The organism is Thermodesulfobacteriota bacterium (assembly GCA_035559815.1).
Taxonomy (GTDB): Bacteria; Desulfobacterota_D; UBA1144; order Nemesobacterales; family CSP1-2; genus DATMAT01.
The window spans coordinates 49,645-71,086 of the sequence record DATMAT010000044.1 but is presented as its reverse complement, the minus strand read 5'-3'; the positions used below and the strand labels follow the sequence as shown (position 1 = coordinate 71,086).

The 21,442-nt window shown below is 46.4% G+C and carries 15 protein-coding genes; all 15 read left to right on the top strand.

Annotated features, from left to right (window positions below; genetic code table 11):
* Positions 1-111 precede the first annotated feature (111 nt).
* The 15 genes from VNN20_11875 to VNN20_11805 all read left to right on the top strand — a co-directional run bounded on the left by VNN20_11875 (position 112) and on the right by VNN20_11805 (position 21,293).
* The gene (locus tag VNN20_11875; GenBank protein ID HWP92880.1) at positions 112-546 is read left to right on the top strand and encodes a phage tail protein; all 435 of its coding nucleotides are present in this window, start codon (positions 112-114) and stop codon (positions 544-546) included.
* A 619-nt stretch (positions 547-1,165) separates the two neighbouring features.
* Complete coding sequence (locus VNN20_11870; GenBank protein ID HWP92879.1) at positions 1,166-1,483, top strand: hypothetical protein; 318 nt, start codon at positions 1,166-1,168, stop codon at positions 1,481-1,483.
* Positions 1,484-2,152 carry a LysM peptidoglycan-binding domain-containing protein gene (locus VNN20_11865; GenBank protein ID HWP92878.1) on the top strand — a complete coding sequence of 223 codons (669 nt, stop codon included), beginning with the start codon at positions 1,484-1,486 and terminating at the stop codon, positions 2,150-2,152. It abuts the gene before it with no gap.
* Positions 2,153-2,247: 95 nt separating this feature from the next.
* A complete protein-coding gene (locus tag VNN20_11860) occupies positions 2,248-3,339 on the top strand; it encodes a hypothetical protein (protein HWP92877.1) in 1,092 nt (363 codons plus the stop codon).
* Complete coding sequence (locus VNN20_11855) at positions 3,336-3,992, top strand: phage baseplate assembly protein V (protein HWP92876.1); 657 nt, start codon at positions 3,336-3,338, stop codon at positions 3,990-3,992. Before VNN20_11860 ends, VNN20_11855 begins: the two co-directional genes overlap by 4 nt.
* 116 nt (positions 3,993-4,108) lie before the next feature.
* Positions 4,109-4,435 carry a four helix bundle protein gene (locus tag VNN20_11850; GenBank protein HWP92875.1) on the top strand — a complete coding sequence of 109 codons (327 nt, stop codon included), beginning with the start codon at positions 4,109-4,111 and terminating at the stop codon, positions 4,433-4,435.
* Between the two features lie 59 nt (positions 4,436-4,494).
* A complete protein-coding gene (locus tag VNN20_11845; GenBank protein ID HWP92874.1) occupies positions 4,495-4,788 on the top strand; it encodes a PAAR domain-containing protein in 294 nt (97 codons plus the stop codon).
* A gap of 80 nt (positions 4,789-4,868) precedes the next feature.
* Positions 4,869-5,264, top strand: coding sequence for a GPW/gp25 family protein (locus VNN20_11840; GenBank protein HWP92873.1), 396 nt, complete (start codon positions 4,869-4,871; stop codon positions 5,262-5,264).
* A gap of 80 nt (positions 5,265-5,344) precedes the next feature.
* Positions 5,345-8,668 (top strand): putative baseplate assembly protein, encoded by a 3,324-nt coding sequence (locus VNN20_11835; protein HWP92872.1) that lies wholly within the window; start codon positions 5,345-5,347, stop codon positions 8,666-8,668.
* A gap of 115 nt (positions 8,669-8,783) precedes the next feature.
* Positions 8,784-10,658 carry a putative baseplate assembly protein gene (locus VNN20_11830; protein HWP92871.1) on the top strand — a complete coding sequence of 625 codons (1,875 nt, stop codon included), beginning with the start codon at positions 8,784-8,786 and terminating at the stop codon, positions 10,656-10,658.
* Positions 10,659-10,900: 242 nt separating this feature from the next.
* On the top strand, positions 10,901-12,982 hold the full coding sequence (locus VNN20_11825; GenBank protein HWP92870.1) for a phage tail protein I: 2,082 nt from the start codon (positions 10,901-10,903) through the stop codon (positions 12,980-12,982).
* A 94-nt stretch (positions 12,983-13,076) separates the two neighbouring features.
* Entirely contained in the window at positions 13,077-14,372 is a 1,296-nt protein-coding gene (locus tag VNN20_11820; protein HWP92869.1) for a hypothetical protein, read from the top strand.
* Positions 14,373-14,443: 71 nt separating this feature from the next.
* Positions 14,444-15,844: a hypothetical protein gene (locus VNN20_11815; GenBank protein HWP92868.1), complete on the top strand. Its 1,401-nt coding sequence runs from the start codon at positions 14,444-14,446 to the stop codon at positions 15,842-15,844.
* 465 nt (positions 15,845-16,309) lie between these two features.
* A complete protein-coding gene (locus VNN20_11810; GenBank protein ID HWP92867.1) occupies positions 16,310-19,663 on the top strand; it encodes a DUF4157 domain-containing protein in 3,354 nt (1,117 codons plus the stop codon).
* A 34-nt stretch (positions 19,664-19,697) separates the two neighbouring features.
* On the top strand, positions 19,698-21,293 hold the full coding sequence (locus VNN20_11805; protein HWP92866.1) for a DUF4157 domain-containing protein: 1,596 nt from the start codon (positions 19,698-19,700) through the stop codon (positions 21,291-21,293).
* The last annotated feature ends 149 nt before the right edge of the window (positions 21,294-21,442 follow it).

Here is a 21,442-nt window from a genome sequence, read left to right as displayed (position 1 = left end):
TGGCCAAATAATCGAGTGGCCGAGTAACCAAGGAACCGAGTAGCCAAGTATTTCGGTCGCCTGGTTACTTGGCTGCTTGGCAGCCTGTGTACAAAGCATAGGTAAAAAAAGATGCCTACCGGACAAAAAACTTATCCTTACACCTTATTCAGGTTTAAGATAGAGATCAACGGGATTATTGTTGCCCAGGTGTCCGAGGTTTCCGGACTTCAGGTGGAAACGGAAACCGAGACTTACGAAGAGGGCGGGGAGAACGGTTTTGTATATCAATTACCTAAAAGGACAAAATTTCAGCACATCACCCTCAAGCGGGGCATCACCGACCTGGAAGAGATGTGGAAATGGCATCAGGAAGTGGTAAAGGGAAAATTTCAGCGGAAGAATGGGGCTATTATCTTGATGGATGTTGCCGGCGAAGAGAAGTGGCGCTGGAATTTCTTTCAGGCCTTTCCGGTCAAGTGGACGGGCCCGGATTTCAAGGCTGATAGCAACACCGTGGCCTTTGAGACTATCGAACTGGCTCATCATGGAATTGAAAAGGGATAAAGACAGGGTGTAGGGGTTAGGGGCTAGGGTATAAATCTCAGTATTTCTTAAACTCTAAACCCTGACTTTGAGACGCTTAATTAGTCTTCAAATGATTGTATCCGATTCATACTTCCACAAAAAGATTATAACCAGGCACCGGAGAGGGAAAAGGAATCCCTTCCGGTTTCCCATGATGATTTTTTATAAGAATGCGGGCTCTGTCCTCAGAAAAATTAGTTTGAAAATTCTCTTTCAACCTCATTTTAGTTATCGAAACAGCCTTTTTTCTTTATTTTTGAGAAGCTTCGAGAATATGAAACCGCTGTTCTCTTGGCTTACTGCTGAAAAATCGGTCTCATCTATCTCAAAAAGTATCCTGAACCTTAATGAGACCTGGCGATATGAAAGGGTATTACGACTTTTCACTGTAGCAAATATTCCTATGAATATCAGCGGGATACTTCGTCAGCCATTGAATCATTTCATAAAAACTCAAACGTGGAATATGGTAAAACCTCTAACGTCTGGAACTTTTAGAAGCTATTTGCAAGCCCGATCCTTATTCGAGCATAAGTTACAACTAATTTTGCACCGGGTTAATTCCATGCCGCATAATAGCGAGGCAAATAAATTTTGGATGCCGCTTAACAAGTCCTTAAAGAAAAGAGTACGATCGAGTGCTTCCAATTCCATGCCTGGCTGGAGGAGGACCGTCTTCAATAAAGACAGCGAGAATTTTTACTTTCATATGCGACAGAACATAGAGCAAGAAGTGGAAGAGATAAAGAAGATCGTGGTCGAGACGAAAGAGGCAGTAGCGGTAAATTCTAAGTCTACAAATTATCCCGGCGAGATGGATATAAAACGACATCTGGATATAAATCGCATTTCGGACCAGGTTTACCAAAATATCGAACGGCGGGTCAGAATGGAAAGAGAGAGGAGGGGTTTATAGATGTTGGTGAAGGCTTTTTTGACCAGGAAGGACAATCCATCGGTAATAGTGCCGTTCCTTTTCAATCCAAAGGAGCTCAGTGTCGAAAAGAGCAATCAGTTTGCCGAGGTAAATATCCCGGGGCTTCCTTCTCCCATACTTCAGTTTGTGAGAGGTAATGCCCGGTCCGTAACTATGGACCTCTTTTTCGATACCTATGAACAAGGGGCGGATGTAAGGACTTTCACCGACCAGATTACCGGGTGGGATGCGGGAAGCATGTTCAGCAGACTTCCCGGTGCGGCAAAGGGCTTGATGGATATCGACTCCGACCTCCATGCCCCACCGGTCTGCCTGTTTATCTGGGGTGCTTTCATGTTCCAGTGCATCATAGAAAGGGTCTCCAAGAGGTTCACTATGTTTCTCCCGGAAGGAATTCCGGTAAGGGCTACGCTAAGCGTCACCCTGAAGGAATATAGAGAGGTAGATGTACAGGTAAAAGAGATTTCTCTCCAATCGGCTGACCTGACCAAGAGATGGGTGGTTACTCAGGGCGATAGCCTCTGGTCTATAGCCGCTAAGGAATATGGAAACCCCGGAGACTGGAGGCTGATTGCCGAGGCAAACAAGATTGATAATCCCCGTATATTAACTCCAGGTGAAGAGCTTGTCGTACCTTTTAAGGAGTAATAAAAGATGCCAAGCGGCCAAGTAACCAAGTTCCCTAGTAAACTTGGATACTTGGCGTCTCGGCTGCTTGGATACTCCTAGAGGGAATAACTAAAATGGCATTAGAGAAAATATCGAAAGAGACTCTAAACTTTTATGCTCCAAGGTTTGAGGTGGAGATTAATAATCAGAAGTTGATTGCGAATATATCGAAGCAGATTATCAGCGTGACGGTTGACGAAAAACTAGACGAAGGTGTGAGTTTCAGGTTTACGATGAACGACGAATTTGATTTGACAACTCAACAGTTTGAGTGGCTGGATAATCCTCTTTTTAAGGAAGGAAACAGGGTTACTATAAAGATGGGATATGCAAATCAATTGTTCCCGATGGTAGTTGGAGAGATTACCAGCTTAGAGTCTAGCTTCTTCTCCGGTGAAACTACTACCCTTACCGTAGGGGGACAGGACCTATCTTACGACTTCGTCAAAAGGGTTTCCCCTGAAAGAACTTTTGTTGACAAGACCTATGGGGATATAGTCCGGACGATTGCTTCCGAGGCGGGATTACTTCCAGTTGTGGACGACCCGGGAAAATATGAGCCTTTTGTCCGTAAAGATGGCAATAAAAGCTTCTTCGCTTTTCTTGAAGACTTGGCCAGAAATTCGGACCGCGAATTTTCCATGGACGGTCAGACTATGTACTTCATAAAACCAAGAGACGACAAAAAGGAAATAGCTAAACTCGAATTGGGAAAAGACATTATTAGTTTCAACCCTCGAATGAACACGACAGGGTTAGTTACGGAAGTGGAAGTAAGAGGCCATAACCCCCGCGCCCCCGACACACCTATCGTCGGCAGGGCGACATCGGGAAGTGAGAGGGTTCAGGAGCCGGGAAGAAAAACCGGAAGCCAGATAGCCCAGGAACACCACGGCACTGTGAAGAAGGTTATACCTAATGTGATTGCTAATTCGGTAGAGCATGCAAATGCGATCGCACAATCGGTGCTGAATAAACTCAGCGACGGTTTGATTGAAGGGGACGGAGTGTGTATAGGTCTTCCTCGGATAAGGCCGGGAGTAAACATCAGACTCGAAAGGATGGGGAAAAAGTTTAGCGGAAAGTATTACGTTAAAGAAACGACTCACACCATAGACGACGGCGGTTATAGAACAAGTTTCAAGGTTAAGAGGAACGCAATATGAGTATTTTGGATGTGTTAAAAAGCGAAGAGCAGAGCGTAAGACGCATAGACGGCGTTACAGGTGGTATCGTTACAAATAATCAGGACCCAGAGGGATTAGGAAGGGTTAAGATAAAGTTCCCCTGGCTCTCAGATGACAACGAAACCGACTGGGTGCGGATTGCCACTTTGATGGCAGGCGGAGAGCGGGGGAGTTTTTTCTTGCCGGAGGTTGGAGATGAGGTGCTTGTCGCCTTCGAGCACGGAGATATAAATCATCCTGTTGTAATCGGTGCCCTCTGGAATGGTGTAGATAAGCCGCCTGAGGCGAACAGCGACGGCAGAAACAACATTCGCAAGATTAAGTCCCGAAGCGGTCACGAGATTATATTCAACGACGACGATACGGCCATGCAGGAGAAGATAGAGATCCACACCAACTCGGGTCATAAAATCGTTCTCGATGACTCTGTCGGCCAGGAAAAAATAGAAATCGTGGATAAGTCTGGAAATAACAAAATAGTAATTGATTCAGTCCAGAACTCCATGAATATAGAGAGTGTTTTACAGCTTAAAATCAAGGCCACCATCGTGGAGATCGAAGCCACCGCTTCCCTCAGCCTAAAGTCGAATGCAGTTTTAACTATACAGGGACTGCCGGTGAGGATTAACTGAAGAGTAGTAAGGAAGCAACCAAGTGGCCAAGGAACCAAGTGACTAAGACACCCGGCTACTTGGTTGCTTGGTTCCTTGGTTACTATAACCACATGAGTAGATATGAGGACTTGAAAGTGTATCAGAGAGCGCTTGATCTTGTAGTGGGAATCTACCAGTTTACTAGGTCATTACCTGATGAGGAAAAGTTTGGATTAATAGACCAAATCAGAAGGTCTGCTACATCCATACCATTGAATATAGCCGAAGGATCAAGCAGTAGTTCAAAAAGGGTCTTTAATCGCTATCTGGAAATGTCGCTTGGTTCCAGCTACGAAACAAAAACAATTCTCACCATATGTCAAAGGCTAAGTTGCGGGAATAAAGAGTTAATGGGCGAATTGTTATCTGAATTGGATGAGATTATTGCAATGATAAAAGGTTTAATGAAAACCCTCAAATGATTTTCAATTTAAGACTCGGTATCTTGGTGGCTTGGCCACTTGGAAACTAGGAGACTCGAATGCCGCTCGCCGCAAGAGTAGGAGATATGACCAGTCATGGAACGCCTCTCGGCCCGGGTCCGGGAAGTTTCAACGTTCTAATCGGTGGTATGCCTGCCTGGAGGGCCACGGCGGATTTTCATGCATGTCCCTTAGCGACAGGAGTGGTGCCTCATGTCGGGGGAGTAGTGGCGATAGGCAGTGTGACTGTTTTCATTAATAACCTTCCCGCCGCCCGTCAGGGAGATATGATCGTCGAAGGCGGTCCTCCCAACGCAATCGTCACGGGATGCCCAACAGTAATAATTGGATGAGGGTGTAGGGTTTAGGGTCTAGGGAAAGTATTTTTTAACCCTAGCCCCTAACCTCTAGTCACTAAACCCTAAATCAAGAGATGGCGAAAGAATTTCTGGGTAGAGGTTGGAAGTTCCCCGTTTCAGTGGATGCAAAGACCGGGAGAATCTCTATGTCCGAATACGAGCAGGATATAAGAGAATCGATATGGATAATCCTCTCGACTGCGAAGGGAGAACGGGTCATGCGCCCGGATTTCGGGTGCGGAATTCACGACCTTGTCTTCGCCCCGATTAATAACACAACTGTTAACCTGGTTGAGAACACTGTCCGGGAAGCCCTTACCCTCTGGGAGCCCAGGATCGAATTGATCAAGGTGGAAGTATCCGCAGAAGAATCCGCTCAAGGGAAGTTGCTTGTCGGTATCGACTATCGTGTGCGTGTCACGAACAACAGGTTTAACCTAGTTTATCCCTTTTATTTGAAAGAAGGGTGAATAGAGAGTTTCCAAGGTGCCAAGTAACCGAGCAACCAAGACTCGGAACCTGGCCACTTGGAAACTCGGAAGCTCGACAGATGAAAATCGAACCGCCTAAAATAGATTACCGAAAGTTTAGTGACTTATTGAAGGCGCTGAAGGAATCAGTCCCCCACTACACGCCGGAGTGGCCGGCGTCTGACGAAAAAGACTCAGGCGTTGCCCTTCTTAAGATTTTCTCCCAAATCGCTGAATCTGTAGTAAATCGCCTTAATCAGGTACCGCACAAGAATTTTGTTGCTTTCCTGGATATGCTGGGAATCGAGCTTCTTCCCGCCCAGTCTGCCAGGGCACCGCTTACGTTTAAACTGGCCAAGGGTACGGATAAGGATATCCTGATACCGGCGAGGACTCAGGCGGCTACGGATAAGACAGAGGAACACGAGGAGCTTCCCTTTGAAACGGAAAAGAATCTCTGGGCTACGACCAGCAATCTCAAAGAGGTAATCAGCGTCGACCCATTTAAGGATAGTATTTTCGTACACACACCGAGTGTAATATCGAAAGACGGTGAGGTGCTGGATGAACAAAGTGCTTTCACTGTTTTTTCGGGTGAAGAGCAACAAGAACACAGTCTTTATCTAGGGCATAAGGACCTTTTCAACATAGAGAGCACGGGAGAGATAATAATCGAAGCCACTTTAGCGCCGGGGACGGAGGTCGGAAACACCGGCCTCAAGCTCGAATGGTCTTACTGGGGAGAGAATAAAGCGAAAGAAAAGAACGACTGGATTCCATTACAGGTTGAGGACGATGAAACCAACGGCTTAGAGCGGAGCGGGAAGATCAAACTCTTAAAGACTATGGAAGGAAAGGTAAAGGAGGAAAAGCTTGGCGAGATTTTCAAGAAGACATCGAGGGCGGAAATAAGGGATGAGGCTATCAAAGATTTAAAAACGCGATGGGTCAGGTGCAGGCTGACAGATACACTAACAATCGGCTCATCTATAAAGCCTCCGACCATCGATACCGTTTTCTTGAAAACAAAACCCAGTAATCCAATACCAGCCGATGCCGGGTTTTTCAACGACGTTCCTCTGGAATTTCCGCCACCTGTAACCCAGGCTAAGATCGTTGAATGTCCGGAAGCGCCCATACCGGTCATAACTTTAACGATGGCCTCGGCTCCAAAAATAAACATTACTGATTGGATAGCCGTGGATTCTGCAGAAGGATTCAAGAAGGACGACGAAATAACCGTCTTACGGAACGGAAAGATTGAAAAGTATGCAAAGATCGCAGACATAGATTTCAATCTCAATAAAGTGAAACTCTCTTATGAAGGTGACTACGGGTGCCAGAAAGACGATTTAATATGGCTATCCAGGAAAACCGAGAAGGTACTTCCTTTTGGTGCGCAGCCCCGGCTGTACGACGCCTTCTATGTAGGAAGCCAGGAAGCCCTGTCAAAAAAAGGAGCAACGATTAGCCTTACGCTTTCCTTGACTCATCTGGACACCTCTGACGGTCTCTCCATTGACCCTAAACTATCCTGGGAATACTGGAACGGAAAGGGCTGGCAAGCTGTTGCCATTTTGAAGGATGACACTGACAGATTATTACAAGCGGGAGAGAAGAAAAGTATCGAATTCAAGTGCCCGGAAGATATAGAAGAAACCGAGGCAAGCGGCCAGAAGAACTACTGGGTTCGCGTCAGAATTGTGGGAGGCGACTATGGGAGAGATGAGTATTCGCTCGAATCAAATGGCGAACAGAAGGTAAATATAGAACGCAAATACAAGCTCCCGGTCATTCGTGAGCTTAAGGTCAATTATTATTTCGACACGAAGGAAAGGCTTCAGTATTGCCTTAGCTATAACAACCTGGATTTTCAGGAGAAGACTGCGGACTCCAGGATACAGGGACAATTCATTAACCCATTCATCCCCATGGAGGACACAAATCTTAATCTTTATCTTGGATTTGACCGGGCACTAACCGGCGGCCCAATTCGAATATTCTTTGCTGCTAAAGAGCTTTCTTATACCGAGGAGACAAAGCCGAAGATGGGTTGGAACTATCGAAATAAGACTGGTTGGGCATTATTAGACAACCTGGATGAGACTGAAGGATTGATTGTGCAGGGACACCTGGAGCTAATCGGACCTTCGGATTTCACATCTCATATTAAGTTCGGCCAGTCTCTTTACTGGATTCAGGGAAGTCTGGTAAAGGGAAGCTATGAATCCCTTCCCGAACTTCAGGGCATTTATCCCAACACAACCTGGGCACTTCAGGCGGAAACGATTAAAGACGAAATACTCGGTTCGAGCGACGGAGAACCCGGTCAGTCCTTCTCATTCCTTAAATTTCCTGTCCTGGAAGGCGAGGAGGTCAGGGTACGAGAGTCTCCTTCCGAGGAGGAAAAACAGGCTTTGATTAGTGCTTTAGGGCAAGATGCGATTTTTGAGGTTAATGATGGACAAGGGAAGGTAATCGAGACATGGGTTTTATGGAAGGAAGTCCCCGACTATTTCGATTCGACAGCGGAAAGTCGGCACTACACACTTGACCGAGCCACAGGCCTGCTTCAGTTTGGCGACGGGGTAAACGGCATGATACCGCCGGGGGGAGACGACAACATAAAGGCATTTTCATACCAGGCGGGCGGAGGCAGGCAGGGAAACGTAAATGCAGGGGAAATTAAATCCCTCAAATCAGCAATCGGGGGCGTTGATAAGGTATCGAACCATGTGGTAGCCGATGGAGGTGCCGATACGGCAACGCTTGACGAGATGCTGGAAATAGGGCCGGCCATGATCAGCCATCGAAACCGTGCGGTAACGGTAGAAGATTTTGAATGGCTGTCTAAACAGGCGTCGAGAAAGGTAGTCAAGGCCAGGTGTCTTCCCAATACCAACAATAAAAAACAGACTGAAGTAGGGTGGGTAACAATAATCATCGTTCCGGATTCGTTGGACGCCAAGCCGTTTCCCTCTCTGGAACTTCGAAAAATAGTTCAGCGATATCTTGAGTCCTGCTCTGCCAATACACTAAGTAACGCAAGGCATATTTTCGTGGATGGTCCTCTGTATTTGGATGTGGATATCTCAGTCGATGTTTATGTTGACTCGATTGACGTGGCTTCGGAAGTGGAACGAGAGGTGAGGAGGATACTCAACTCCTTCTTGCATCCTCTTACCGGAGGTCCGGAAGGACAGGGCTGGGATTTTGGCCGCTATGTTTCCGCCTCCGACGTGTATGCATTGCTAGAAAGTATTGATGGGGTCGATCATGTGGAGAATTTGAGATTTAACTATAACGGTACTACTGCTGAAGATACTGTAGAGGTTAAAAGGGATTTCCTCGTAGCTACTACCGGAAATCATAAGATTAACCTTCAACTGAAAAACGAAGGATAAATATTTAGCCACAGATGAACACGAAATTACACAAATAAAAATAATGATAAGATCCTGCATCTTTCATTCGTGCTCATCTGTGTTAATTCGTGGCTAATCTAATTGGAGAATGATCATGGGCCTTCCCGTCCCCAACCTAGACGACAAAACATTTGACGAGATTGTCCAGGAGGCGCGCTCTCTCATCGCCAGATTTGCACCGGGATGGACCGACCACAACGTCCATGACCCGGGGATTACCTTCATCGAGCTCTTTGCCTGGCTGGCAGAGATGCAGATTTACCAGTTAAACCGGGTGACTGATGAAAATTATGAAAAGTTTCTCAAGCTGGCAGGACTTTCTCCTATTCCTGCTCAGCCCGCTCGGGTGGAGATTACGTTCGAAAATATAACCGCGGAAAAGGTTATGCATGCAGGTACGCAGGTCATTACCGAAATCATGGGAGAAAAGATCGTATTCGAGACGGAGGAAGAATTCACTCTTATTCCGGTCAGTCTTAAATCTGTTATTACCACTCGTGGCTCACAATCCGTCGATAATACCGAGGCTAATGAAAAAGACGGCATCGACTTTGCTCCTTTTGGCGAAGGAGCTCCCCAAGGTGCAGCCCTCGAATTAGGATTTGATAAGCCCCTGCCGGAAAAGGATATTCATATTACCTTTGTTATATTCGATGAAGACCTCCCATCCCCTGGAAGTCATGGAGTAGAACAACCTCAGGTTGCTCCCTCTGCAAACGTAGTCTGGGAATACCTGAGCGGGGGAATATGGAATGCTGTCTCTATCAAGAAGGATAACACCTTGGCTTTGACCAGGAGCGGAAGAATCGTCTTTGAAGGGCCGGCTTCGATGGATAAAAAAGACGGTCTTTACTGGATACGGTGTCGTCTGGAAGGAGGAGGTTACGAGATAGTCCCCCGGATATACAGGATATTGCTTAATACTGTTTCAGCGGTTCAGGTTGAAACTGTCAGTTATGAGGACTTAGGAACAGGGCTTGGTATTCCTGAATACAAGGTAAAGCTCAAGAAGCCGCCGGTTATAAAAGGTAGCCAACAAATTCAGGTCCAAAAAGAGGGTAGCGAATGGGAGGACTGGAAGGAGGTGGATGATTTTGAGTTCTCCGGTCCCGCCGATCTTCATTACATGTTTGGCCCGGAAAAGGGAGAGATTACGTTTGGAAACGGCCTTAACGGGCGAATTGCTGACGTATCACACAGGATCAGGGCCACTTATAAAACTACCCTTGGGCAAAGTGGGAATATTTCTCAAGGGCAGATATGGTGGATTAATAAAGCCGGATTTGAGGGAATCATCGGAGAGAATCAAAAAGAGGCAGAGGGCGGTAAAGCAGCGGAATCCATAGAACAGGCAAAAGGGAGGGCAAAAAAGGATTTCAGGACGCGCTACCGCGCTATCACTTCAGGGGATTACGAACTACTAGCAATCTCTACGCCGGGGATGAGAGTGGCCAGGGCAAAGGCAATACCTGGTTACAATCCCGACTACCCCTGTATTACAGTCCCGGGTGCAGTTACGGTCGTGGTTGTTCCTTATGTTAGGGAGGGAACGGTCACCCCGGTTCCCGGAGATGGCTTTATCCAAACCGTTTTTAGACATCTGGATGCACACAGATTAGTTACTACCGATTTATACGTTATCGGCCCTGAGTACGTGAAGATCTCCGTAAAGTGTCGGGTTCATATGATGAAAAGAAGCAGTCCGATCGAAATAGGAAAACGAGTCAAAGAGGCGCTCGAAAGATTCCTGGACCCATTAGAGGGCGGACCCGACGGAAAAGGATGGCCCTTTGGCCGTTCCGTATTCCCATCGGAGATATATCAGATAATAGATGGAGTGGAAGGTGTAGATTATGCAACTGGTGTTTCTATTAGCGCCGAGGGACAATACATGATACAAGGTGGCATAATCAAGATTTCTCCTATTGCTCTGGTATTCTCAGGAGAGCACGAATTGGAGGCTGTTTAGAGGACGTAAGCTTGACATAAAGAATCACTCTCAGACGTTTTTCTCCTTCCCCCCTAGCGGGGGAAAGCTGGGATTGGGGGAAGAAGAGCCCCCCACCTTTAGTACGTGAGATAACCTTTAGTATCTCACGTACTGAATCCTCCCCCGCAAGGGGGGAGGAAATATCGATTAATTTTCCATCCTCAAGGTTATATCGAGCCTGCGTTATTTATTCGTGACTAAACAGAAACGGACAAAAAATCATGCCCGAAGAATTCAAGACTCAGATTTTCAAGACTACTTCTCAGTGGGAGAGCGGCCTGCTTTATCGCCTTGAAGGGCTAAAAGACCGGGGCATAACTGTCTGCTCTGTTCCGACTTTCGTAGAGTGGATTCAAGGTATGGATGGAATAGGAAATCCAGGTGGGATTGCCATAGATGAGTGCGGGCAGATCTATTTCATAGATAGAGATAGCGGAAAACTTTACCTATTCGACCCCATAACCAAAAGGCTTGAGCGTATTACGGTTATCACAGATTCTTGCGACAAAACCGTGGAGATTAAAGAAGGTACGAAGATAATAATTGATAGCCTTACGCTCTGGGTCCTAGATCCCGGGAATCACAGGCTGTTAGGGTTTTCTAGAGAGAATTTTCAGGTCAAATACGTTATTAACCTTGAAGCGCCTGTTGATATAGGAGTTGATGAACGCGGACATACCTACGTCCTCGATAAAAAATCCGGTCAAATCATCGAGTACGACAACTGCGGCCGATTTATTAAAAGCTTTGGCCAATCGTATCTAAAAGAGCCTGTTGGAATGGCTCTAGGAAAGGAAAATAACCTGTATGTGATAGACAAAGGATATAATGGATTTCTTAGGTTTACGAGAGATGGTGAGTACTTGGGAATTGTCGGAGACTTTAAGAATATATCCGACGATTTCATGCCTTCTGTTGTTACTACAGATAAAGAAGGAAACATATTCGTTGTTGACGGCAAGACCGGAATTATTCATCAGTTTGACCCCGATGGAAGCCATGTAGCAAAGATTCAAATCCCCGGCTTTACCGGCACAATCCACGGACTGGCTGCAGATTCGAAGGGTAATCTTTATGCAAGCACTAATCAGGGAATTGCTTTATTAAAAACCCAGGATGTTTTCACGAAGGAACCCGGTGTTTACTACTCAAAAACCCTCGACAGCGGCATTCAGTATTGCCAGTGGAATAGGCTGGAGTTAAAAGTGGATTTGCCGCCTAAGACTTTACTCGAAGTTTATTATTACTCGTCTGATGACCAAAATTTGAGGGATAAAATCGATCAAATCCTCTCCGACCCGGCCAAGTCAACTGAGGAGAAGGCGGATTCCATAGACAATCAGATAGTAACCTGGGTAGGCCCAGAGAAGAATCCCAAAGACATGCTCTTCAGGAAAAAGACAGGACGATTCCTCTGGCTGAAGCTGGCACTCTCGACATTCGATGAAAAGGTCAGGCCGGCGGTGACGGAGATGCGGGTTTATTACCCTCGCATTTCATATCTACGCTATCTTCCCGCCGTGTACCAGGAAGACCCGATTAGCAGTGAATTCCTGGAGAGATTCCTCTCCCTCTTCGAGACTGTATTTTACGGCCTGGAAACTGAGATAAGCGCTGTCTTTAAATACTTTGACCCGGATACGACGCCGGAGAACTTCCTCACCTGGCTTGCCTCGTGGCTTAACTTTGGACTAGAAGAGGCTTGGCCGGAGGGCAAGAAACGGGAATTTATTCGTAGAGCATCCGAGCTCTATAAACTCAAGGGCACGGCGCTTGGCATACAAAGGTTAATAGAGATATACACCGGGAAGACCCCGTTAATCATAGAGTATTCGAGAATAGGGAAACCGGTTGTCCTGGGCGGAAATTTTAAATTAGGCGTGGATAGCCTAATCATACAGACCCCGATTCGGGGCTTCCGCCTGGGAGATGATTCCATCCTGGGCCGGGTAGCGCTCCGCGATACCGTTCAAATGCCGGAGGACCCGTTTTTACAAATTGCTCACCGCTTCACAATCATACTTGATCTTACCCCTGAAGAATTTGCTTTTTATGAAAAAGGACTGGTACGGATTTTAAACGAAGAAAAACCGGCCCATACGATTTACAACCTCCGTGTAATAAGGGAAGCGATGGTGGGAATCGGTACTTATGTGGGAATAAGCACTAAGGTAGCGGACTATGAGCCATTACGCCTTGGGATCAATGCTGGGATTGGGTCGAATATCGTAGTAATGGGCGGAGAAAAAGCTGGAAGAGTTGAACAGCATTCGATGTTGGAAAAAGATACGGAACTGATTTAAGGTGCCGAGAAGGCAACTATCCAAGTAGCCAAGTTTACTCGAAAACTCGGCAACTCGGACACTAGGGTACTTTCTTTTAACAGAGGAGGCCGATATGAAGAAAGAAGATAAAGGACATGAATGTGGCATTTGCAATATCCCCTATTTTGAGAGGAATAACTATTACTACGGCAAATTAATGACCGTCAGGGACTTTTTCCAGGAGCAGTGCTATTTAAACGAAAAAAGATGGCTGATTAACAGAATGATCGGTGGTTGGGGAGTGGTCTGCGGACTGGATGTTGCGCTGAAAGAAGGAGAACCGGATAAAGTGATTGTCTCGCCTGGTTTTGCCATCGACCGTTGCGGAAGGGAGATCCTGGTATGTGAGGAGGAAACGGTCACGCTGATTCCGGAGAAGTGCGACTGCTGCAAAAAGGAAAAGAAGAAAGAGAAGGAAGAACAGGATGAAAGAAAACTGGTAATTTGCATCGAGTTTTACGAGTGTAAGACGGAGCAGGTGAGTCTTCCTCAGATAGCCTGCGACCAGAAGGAGAGAGGTGAGTTCAACCGGATTAGAGACAGCTATAGAATACGGGTCATTCCTCGACCGGAAGCCGAAGAAGAATGTTGCGACAAGCTCTGTCCACTCGAACACAAGGATAAGACGGTTCATCATTACCTCTGCGATGAGTTAAAAGAGGGATGCTCCGAGTGCGACGACCAACATTGTCTTGTCCTAGCATACGTAACCATTTCAAAATCCGAAGACCCGCAAAATCCCCATACGATCGAGATAGACGAGTGCTCCGGCAGAAGGCTTGTCTACACCAATAACCTGCTTTATGACTTGATTAATTGCTACCACGGAGACCCCCCTCACGTTATTGATGTTAATTGGAAGAATGAGACGACAATAAACGGTGCGACGATAAAATGGGAGGATTTCAAGAACGGAATCTACAACGAAGGGGTAAAGGTGTGGTTTGACCGGAAGATGGATGAGAACACTATCGATGAGAATACGTTTCTATTCATGGTCAGGATGGAGGATTCCGACACCGGGAATTACCGGTATGAGAATGTTCCGGGCGAGGTTTCCTACAAATATGACGAGCCAACGAAAGAATCTCTGGCCACTTTCAAATTTACCTCTCAATGGATTGCCGATGTTTACCTTGGCTATTCGAGGGTGCGAGAAAAGGGAGGAGAGTTCAAAGTTGTTTTAAAGAGCGATTTTATCATGAGTGTTGAAGAAAAATGTAAACCGACAAAAGCCCTGGACGGGAATTTTATCGGGGGGAAGTTGCCCTCCGGCAACGGCACTCAGGGCGGTGACTTTGAAAGCTGGTTTTATGTAGAACCAAAACCAGAGCAGGCGAAAGAGCAAAAGAAAGCGGCTGGAGGCTAGGGTGCAGGGTCTAGTATTTTTTAAACCCTAATTCCTAACCCCTATACCCTAATTTATACAAGGAGGAAAAAATGGACACATATAAGACAAAAGAAGGATGCTCCGAGGACAAGAACTGCGACTATAACAATTTTAAAAGAGCACGTTACTTCCATGGAATGCTCCTTACCGACAGGGACTTTCGTGAGGAGCAGGTATATCACGATGAGAAGAGGAAATTGCTTAACCGGATGCTCCACGGATGGGGTGTGGTTTGCGGATTGGGGATTAAAGAAACGAATCCTAAATCCTCCAAAGTAATCATTACCCCGGGCATGGCGCTCGATTGCCACGGCAATGAAATTTTGGTCTGTGAGGATTTTGAACTGGACCTTAAAAAAGAAACCTGTATCTGTCCCGATACGTCAAAAGACAAGGACCCATGCGCCGATAAAGACAGGGATGATAAGGAATGCAAGTATTACGTAGCCATCAAGTACAACGAAGTTCCCACCGACCCGGTTCCTGTCTATAGCCCAAGCGCCGGATGTGAGGATAAGGTTTGCGAGTATTCCCGCACTCGCGAGGGCTTCTGCGTGAAGCTACTAAAGACAATCCCTTGCCATGCGGTGACACCAAAGAATGTACTTTTTGAGAAGGTCAGCGACTGTTCGAAAGAGCCCTCGGATAAAAGAATCGACTGTGTAAAAAATGCCCTAGAGGCTTTCCATCATTCCTTCTGCGAAGAACCTTATCCTTGTCCAGCCTGCTGTTGTTGTGACGGAGAGGCTTATGTAGTCCTGGGATCTATAGATTTAAAGAAAACTAATTGCCGGGTCACAACGGTTGGCCAAGACATGATTGATATAAACGACGGACGCCGTTATGTTATCACTGCTATGTTCTGGCAATACTATCTCGGCTCATTTTTCCCTCCTATTGCTGAATTTTTGGAAAACCCCTTCGTTATTATATGCGAGCTTCTTGATAGCATTGTGGAAAGGCTTAGAAGATTGCCCGAGGAAGCTGGAGCTTCACCCCGTGTCGATGCTTTCAGAAGAATGACCGAGGTCAAAGGGATGACGGAGGCCGAGGCTAAGACAGTATTGCGAAAACACGACGTTGCTTACAACAGGACAATCTCTCTCTCCTCTGCTAATGCCTTTAACGTAGCGGGCAGGGCTATGAGTGTTGAGAAAATTGAACCGAAGATGAAGGTTGACCTGGTAACCGACAGGGCTGGAAAGGTTCTGTTCTACGTTCCGGCGGAGGAAGTTCCCGACACAGCCGAACTCCAGAATCGCATCAAAGAGGTCGAGAAGACAGTCAGAGACGAATTCCAAACTCGTATTCAGGAAAGGGAGAAAGCAGTGAGAGAGGAGCTTTCGGCTCAACTCAAGGAAAGTGAAAAGGCAAGAGTAGAACTTCAATCTCGTTTCGATGAGACTGTTAAGAAACTGGAAAGTAGAATAACCAAATTAGAGAAGAAATAAGGAGAGACCAGACGAATAATTCCTATTTTTCTAGGAATAGATGACAAATGTGTCTGTCTAAATTCTAGGGGCGGTCTTGCACCCGCCCTGTTCTTTCGGAGAATGATTTTCTAAACACCATCCCTCTGATTATTATCCTATACTCCGCTGGACAACTGTAGAGGCGACCCGCCCGGTCGCCCCGACTCCTCGCCTATAGGACTAAAAATGGCAGAAAGGGCTAAAGCGACTGTCACAACAAGCGAATCAAAGACTGAGACCTCCCCTTCTCAGGCAAAAGGGACTGCATTTTCTGAGGCTATAAATTCACCCGTTGATCAAATTCTGTTTCTTCAAAGAACCGTTGGCAATAAGGCAGTGGAGGGATTGCTCAAATCAGGTGTGATTCAAGCCAAGTTGGCTATTGGACAGCCCGGAGATGTTTATGAGCAGGAAGCGGATAGGGTAGCGGAGCAGGTACTGCATATGCCCGGTCTGAGTGAGGCTCAGAGGAATCGAGTTTCCGAGTATGACAAGTTTCCGAGTTTTCAGAGGATGTGTACGGAGTGTAAGGAGGAGTTGCACAGGCAGCCAGTGGAGAAAGGAGAATTTATTCAAGCAAAGTCACTATCCAGTCAAGTTACACCTTTGTCTTTAATCCAAAGGCAAGCTGAGCGAGAGGAAGAAGAGGAAATGATCCAGACTAAAACAGTTTCCGATCATGCGGATTTATTCCTCCAGCGGCAAATCGAGGTAGTAGTGGAGGAAGAGGTCCTTCAAACCAACCCGATTTCAGGTTGGTCTGCACCTGTAATCCAAAAGCAAACTGAATTAGAAGACAAAGAAGGAGTATTAGCCAAGCCTGAAGGGGACAAAACAGAAACACCGGGAACCGATTTTCAAGCACAGCTCGATGCCGAGAAGGCCAGTGGAAGCCCATTGCCGAATGATACCCGGCAATTCATGGAGTCCAGATTTGGCCTTGATTTCAGTGACGTCCGTATTCATAGCAGCGAAAGAGCAGCCGCTCTCTCCAGCTCCATTCAGGCACAAGCTTTTACCGTTGGTAATGATATCTACTTTGGGCCTGGACGATATAGTCCCGGATCTACTAACGGGGATGCCCTAATTGCTCATGAATTGGTTCACACGCTGCAGCAAAATCCACAACGGCTAAGCAGTAAGAAAATAACTTCAGCTCTACAGGGTAAACGAGATCGTCTGAAGGCAATTCCCAAGACTGGAGCGTACAGGATTCAGCGATACTACACTTTTGGACCTCCATTTCTGGTTAAGGGAACAAAAATTCATAGCGAAGTATTACCCATGTTTGTCAAGGACAAGAGGAATAATGATCTCTTTATCGAGGTTGCGATTCCTGGGGCCAAAAAAATGGTACCTAAGGACATAGAAAAGTTCGGGATTGCAGATTTCTACAAAGCAGAAAGAACGATTGGTATCAGGTACCAAGGTGACCGCTTTACGTTCTTGGAGGAAGACACGAAGTTGCAGTGGGGTGGAGGATCATACATTCACTCTGAAGAGGCGGCACCTGTTGGTCCTGCAGTAGAGATCTTTGGATGTGAAGGTAGTAGTAAGGCGAAGATCTGCAGACTAGATGTTGCTCCGATATCGATTCTTCTTGGTGACTTAAAACCTGGAGGAACAGCAGAATCGAGCCTCGGGACTGCACAGATCAGCGATTACAAAAGCGGACTGACTATAACGAGGGGTAAAGTAAACGACTTTATCAAAAAAAATCCGGATAAAGTCCGTCCTAAGCCCAGAGCATGGAATCTCAGCACCCTATCTGAGATCGAAAGTTTAGGGATTCCACCTGACTTAGAATATCCTTCCGGGAAAGGAATCAACGAGGTGAAATCATTATCAGTTTATGAGGGTGACAGAAAAGTTGTTTATGACTCGGGTCTCAGTGGCGCTTTGTACGTGTATAAGGATCCAAGCCCAGGTGTATGGTCGTACGAGTGGTTTCCTTACAAGCCACCTGCTTCAGTGGAAGGAAGCGAAAAGCTTAGTAAAGCGTTAGATAGATTAAACATTGAAGTAATACCCCATTTGCGAAAGAAGCACGATTCCTCATTACGCAGACCTCCCGCATCTGGGAAGCTTTATTCGCTGGTGGCGGATAATGTCAGACATAGCAGCTCCATCGCCATCCAACGTCAGCCGAAGCCGGGTGGTGGCTTCGATTTGAAGGACTGGGAAACCAAACACTACGGCCCGTGGAAAAAGGATACGAAGGCGCTGCTGGCGGATAAAAAGAAATTAGGGAATGCTCCGGTATATGCAGCCCTGGTGGAATTAAATCAAAGATCTCCTCACAAGCTCCCGATCTCTGAAGAGGTAGAGAAGACGGGCAAAGGTCTTTCTAAACTGAATCATTGGGTAGATTGGGGCGGTATGTTTGGAAAGTTAAGGGCTACTTTTGGGGGTCTTTTTCTTAAGATCGTAGAAGCCTATGAAAAATTAAAGAAGCGGTTCGATAAGGTGCCTGGGGAATCAACCAAGTCTTTTGATTTTGGATCGGGGCCTGTAGGGGCCGCGGTCAAGGTTGCATTCGGTTTAATGAGGCAGTTCCTGAAAATCATTGCCGGCAGGGTTGCGCAGAACCTAACAACGAGATTAAAGACCGGGGCTGAGGCTCTCGCAAAGCACGTTTTTAGCGAGTCTGTGACCGAAAAATTTACGCAGAATTTTGAAGGCCTTAAAACAGAGATTCAGAAAATAACCGGCATTGCCGATGGATTGCACAGGCAATTTGATGCGAAGGTGGATGAATATCTCAAAGAATATGAAGACGAAATCACATTCCTAAACAAAATAAAGGAAGGGCTGAAAACGGTAGGAGATATCATAAGCATTGTGAAGTGGGGCATAAGGTTATTCCACTGCGCATCTCCTCCTATTATCGGCTGCATTAAACTGGCTTTTGAAAAGCTCACGACCGCCTTGATCGAGGCGGTCGTGAAGTCTTGCTGGTTTCAGGAAAAAGCGATCAGGCCTCTGTTTAACACCATTAAATTCTTCAAAGAATTGCCTCAAAATATCAGTGATGCGGTTGTCAAACTGCTGAGAGAGATCATCCCTCTGTCCGGGCCTGAGCTGGATATATTGCTTCCGTCGAAAATAGATGTTCCGCCCGGTGAAATTGGAAAAGGCGAGTTGAAATGCGCCCCGGACAAACCCACACCGGAGCAAAAAGCCTTGGCAGAACTCTATGATAAATATGGCGACGAAAAGATGAATCGGATGTTAAAACTGCTGGAAGCGAAAGGTGTTGAAGAGGGTGCAAAGCTTACGATTAGCGATATACAAAAAATCGGCAAGATCATGAGCAAACTCAGTGAGGATGACTTAAAAAAGGCGGAGCAGAATCCAGACATATTTAAGGGTAGCGATGTCGGGAAGGAACTTGAAGAGGTGGTAAGAGATATCAAGTTTGAAACTATGGAAAAAGAACATGGAGAAGCAGTTGGGCAGATTATTGAAACAGCGGAGAAAACGGATAAGATTGCCGCTCTTGTAAAGAAGGCAGAAGGGGAGGGCCTCTTTGATAAATATGGATGGTACATGCGGTGGGATAAAGACAAGGTGAAGAATAATAAGGTTTCGGCCGAGTACTTTACAATTCTTGACGGAGAGAATGTTGCCGCATTTATAGAGATTGAATTCATAGTCCTAGACTATAAAAATAATTGGGTTTCAGGCCGTATAGTAAATTCCACATATTTAGTGAATGCTGAGGGCGCACTGAGAGATCCTGTTAATAAGAAGTTTTTTGAAGGACCTCTTGAGGGCGGCAGCACCGTAAAGGAATAGGCAGAGAAGTTACAATGTTTATGAGATTTAACAAATGTGCAAAAGGACTAAATCAACAGCTAAAGTGCTTGATAGAAAGATAGAGAATTTATCTCCTCAGACAAAGAAGACCAATCTCTCTAAACCCGTAAGCTCTCCCGTTGATCACATCTTGTCTCTACAAAGGACTATTGGCAATCAGGCAGTGGAGGGGTTCCTTAAATCAGGTGTGATTCAAGCCAAGCTTACCATCGGCCAGCCTGGAGATGTTTACGAGCAGGAAGCGGATAGAGTGGCAGAGCAAGTAATGAGGATGCCGGAACCGAGCAAGGCTCGGAGCAATGGAGTTTCCGAGTATACCGAGATGCCGAGTATTCAGAGGGTGTGTACGGAGTGTGAGGAGGAATTGCAGAGACAAACTCAAGACTCGGAACTTGGAGAACCGAGCAAGGCTCGGAGGAAGGGATATTACGAGTATGCCGAGATGCCGAGTATTCAGAGGGTGTGTGCGGAGTGTGAGGAGGAGGTACACAGACAAACAAATAACTTGGAACTTGGACACTTGGTACTAGGAAACTCCGTAGAGGCACAAATCAACAGCGTTAGACGTGGTGGCCAGCCTTTACCTGAATCGGTTAGGGATTTCTTCGAGCCGAGGTTTGGACAGGATTTTAGTGGAGTAAAAGTGCACACCGATTCTCAGGGCAATGAATCGGCAAAGTCCGTGAATGCACTGGCATACACCATAGGGACAGATATTGTGTTTGGCGCTGGACAGTATGCGCCGGGGACTGAGTCGGGGAAAAGGTTGATTGCTCATGAGTTGACCCATGTGGTGCAGCAGAAACCACATTGGGCCCCTACGGTTCATCGGCAGAAGGGGAAAGAAGAGTCGTCCGAAGCAAAACGGAAAAACCTGTATTTCGTCATCGGTGATGCAAAGCTAAACGTTGGCGGAGGCGTATTTCTCAAGAACCTGGAGGCCCTGCGGACCCAGTTGTTAAAAACGTCTTCGACCGGAGAATGGACATTAACCATCACCATTCATGGAGCGGAAACGTTCTTTGCATCAAGTGCGGGGGACGTCACCGGCGGTATTACGGAAAGTGACCCAAAGGCATATAACAAAAGCAAGATAAACACGATCTTCGGTGACAAAAAGTTTCAGGCGTGGCGCGAAAAGCACGGCCCAACCAGGGTCAACCTGCTGAGCTGCCAGATTGGCAACGAATTGGAAAACACCTTCCTCAAACTGGTCCTGCACCCCACTTCTAATCAGCGGGCCGTCGGGCTCGGGCAAGGCTGTATCCTGTATAATACGGCTGTAGAAGCCACTATAAATGACAAACACATCAAGACCAGAAAGGAGTATGACGGCCTCTCTGAACCGGACCAAAAAAAGGTACTGAAGACCTTGACGGAGCTGAATGACCAGTACGGATACAACGGTATAAAAATAGATTCTGCAGATATCCTCGACTATTATTTCGATGTTGCGCCTGAGGGATTATGGGTAACTGTAAATGTCCTAACGAAGAAGGGGACGCTACTCCCCTATCTGGGGAGGCAAAGCAACACGACCTTTATAACTGAATGTGACCCGAATAGCCTAAGGCAGCGTCAACCCAGAGTCCCCCGTGTTCCTGATTAAGGGTAATCAGCTTATTGTGTGGTGCGTGTAAAGCCGCCGGAGACGCCCGAGTTTTCACCACGTGTAGAGCACGGCCGATAATAGAACATCCAGGCAGGCAAATAAAGATTGAAAAGGGGAAGTAATCCTTTTTCGTGTATGAATTTATG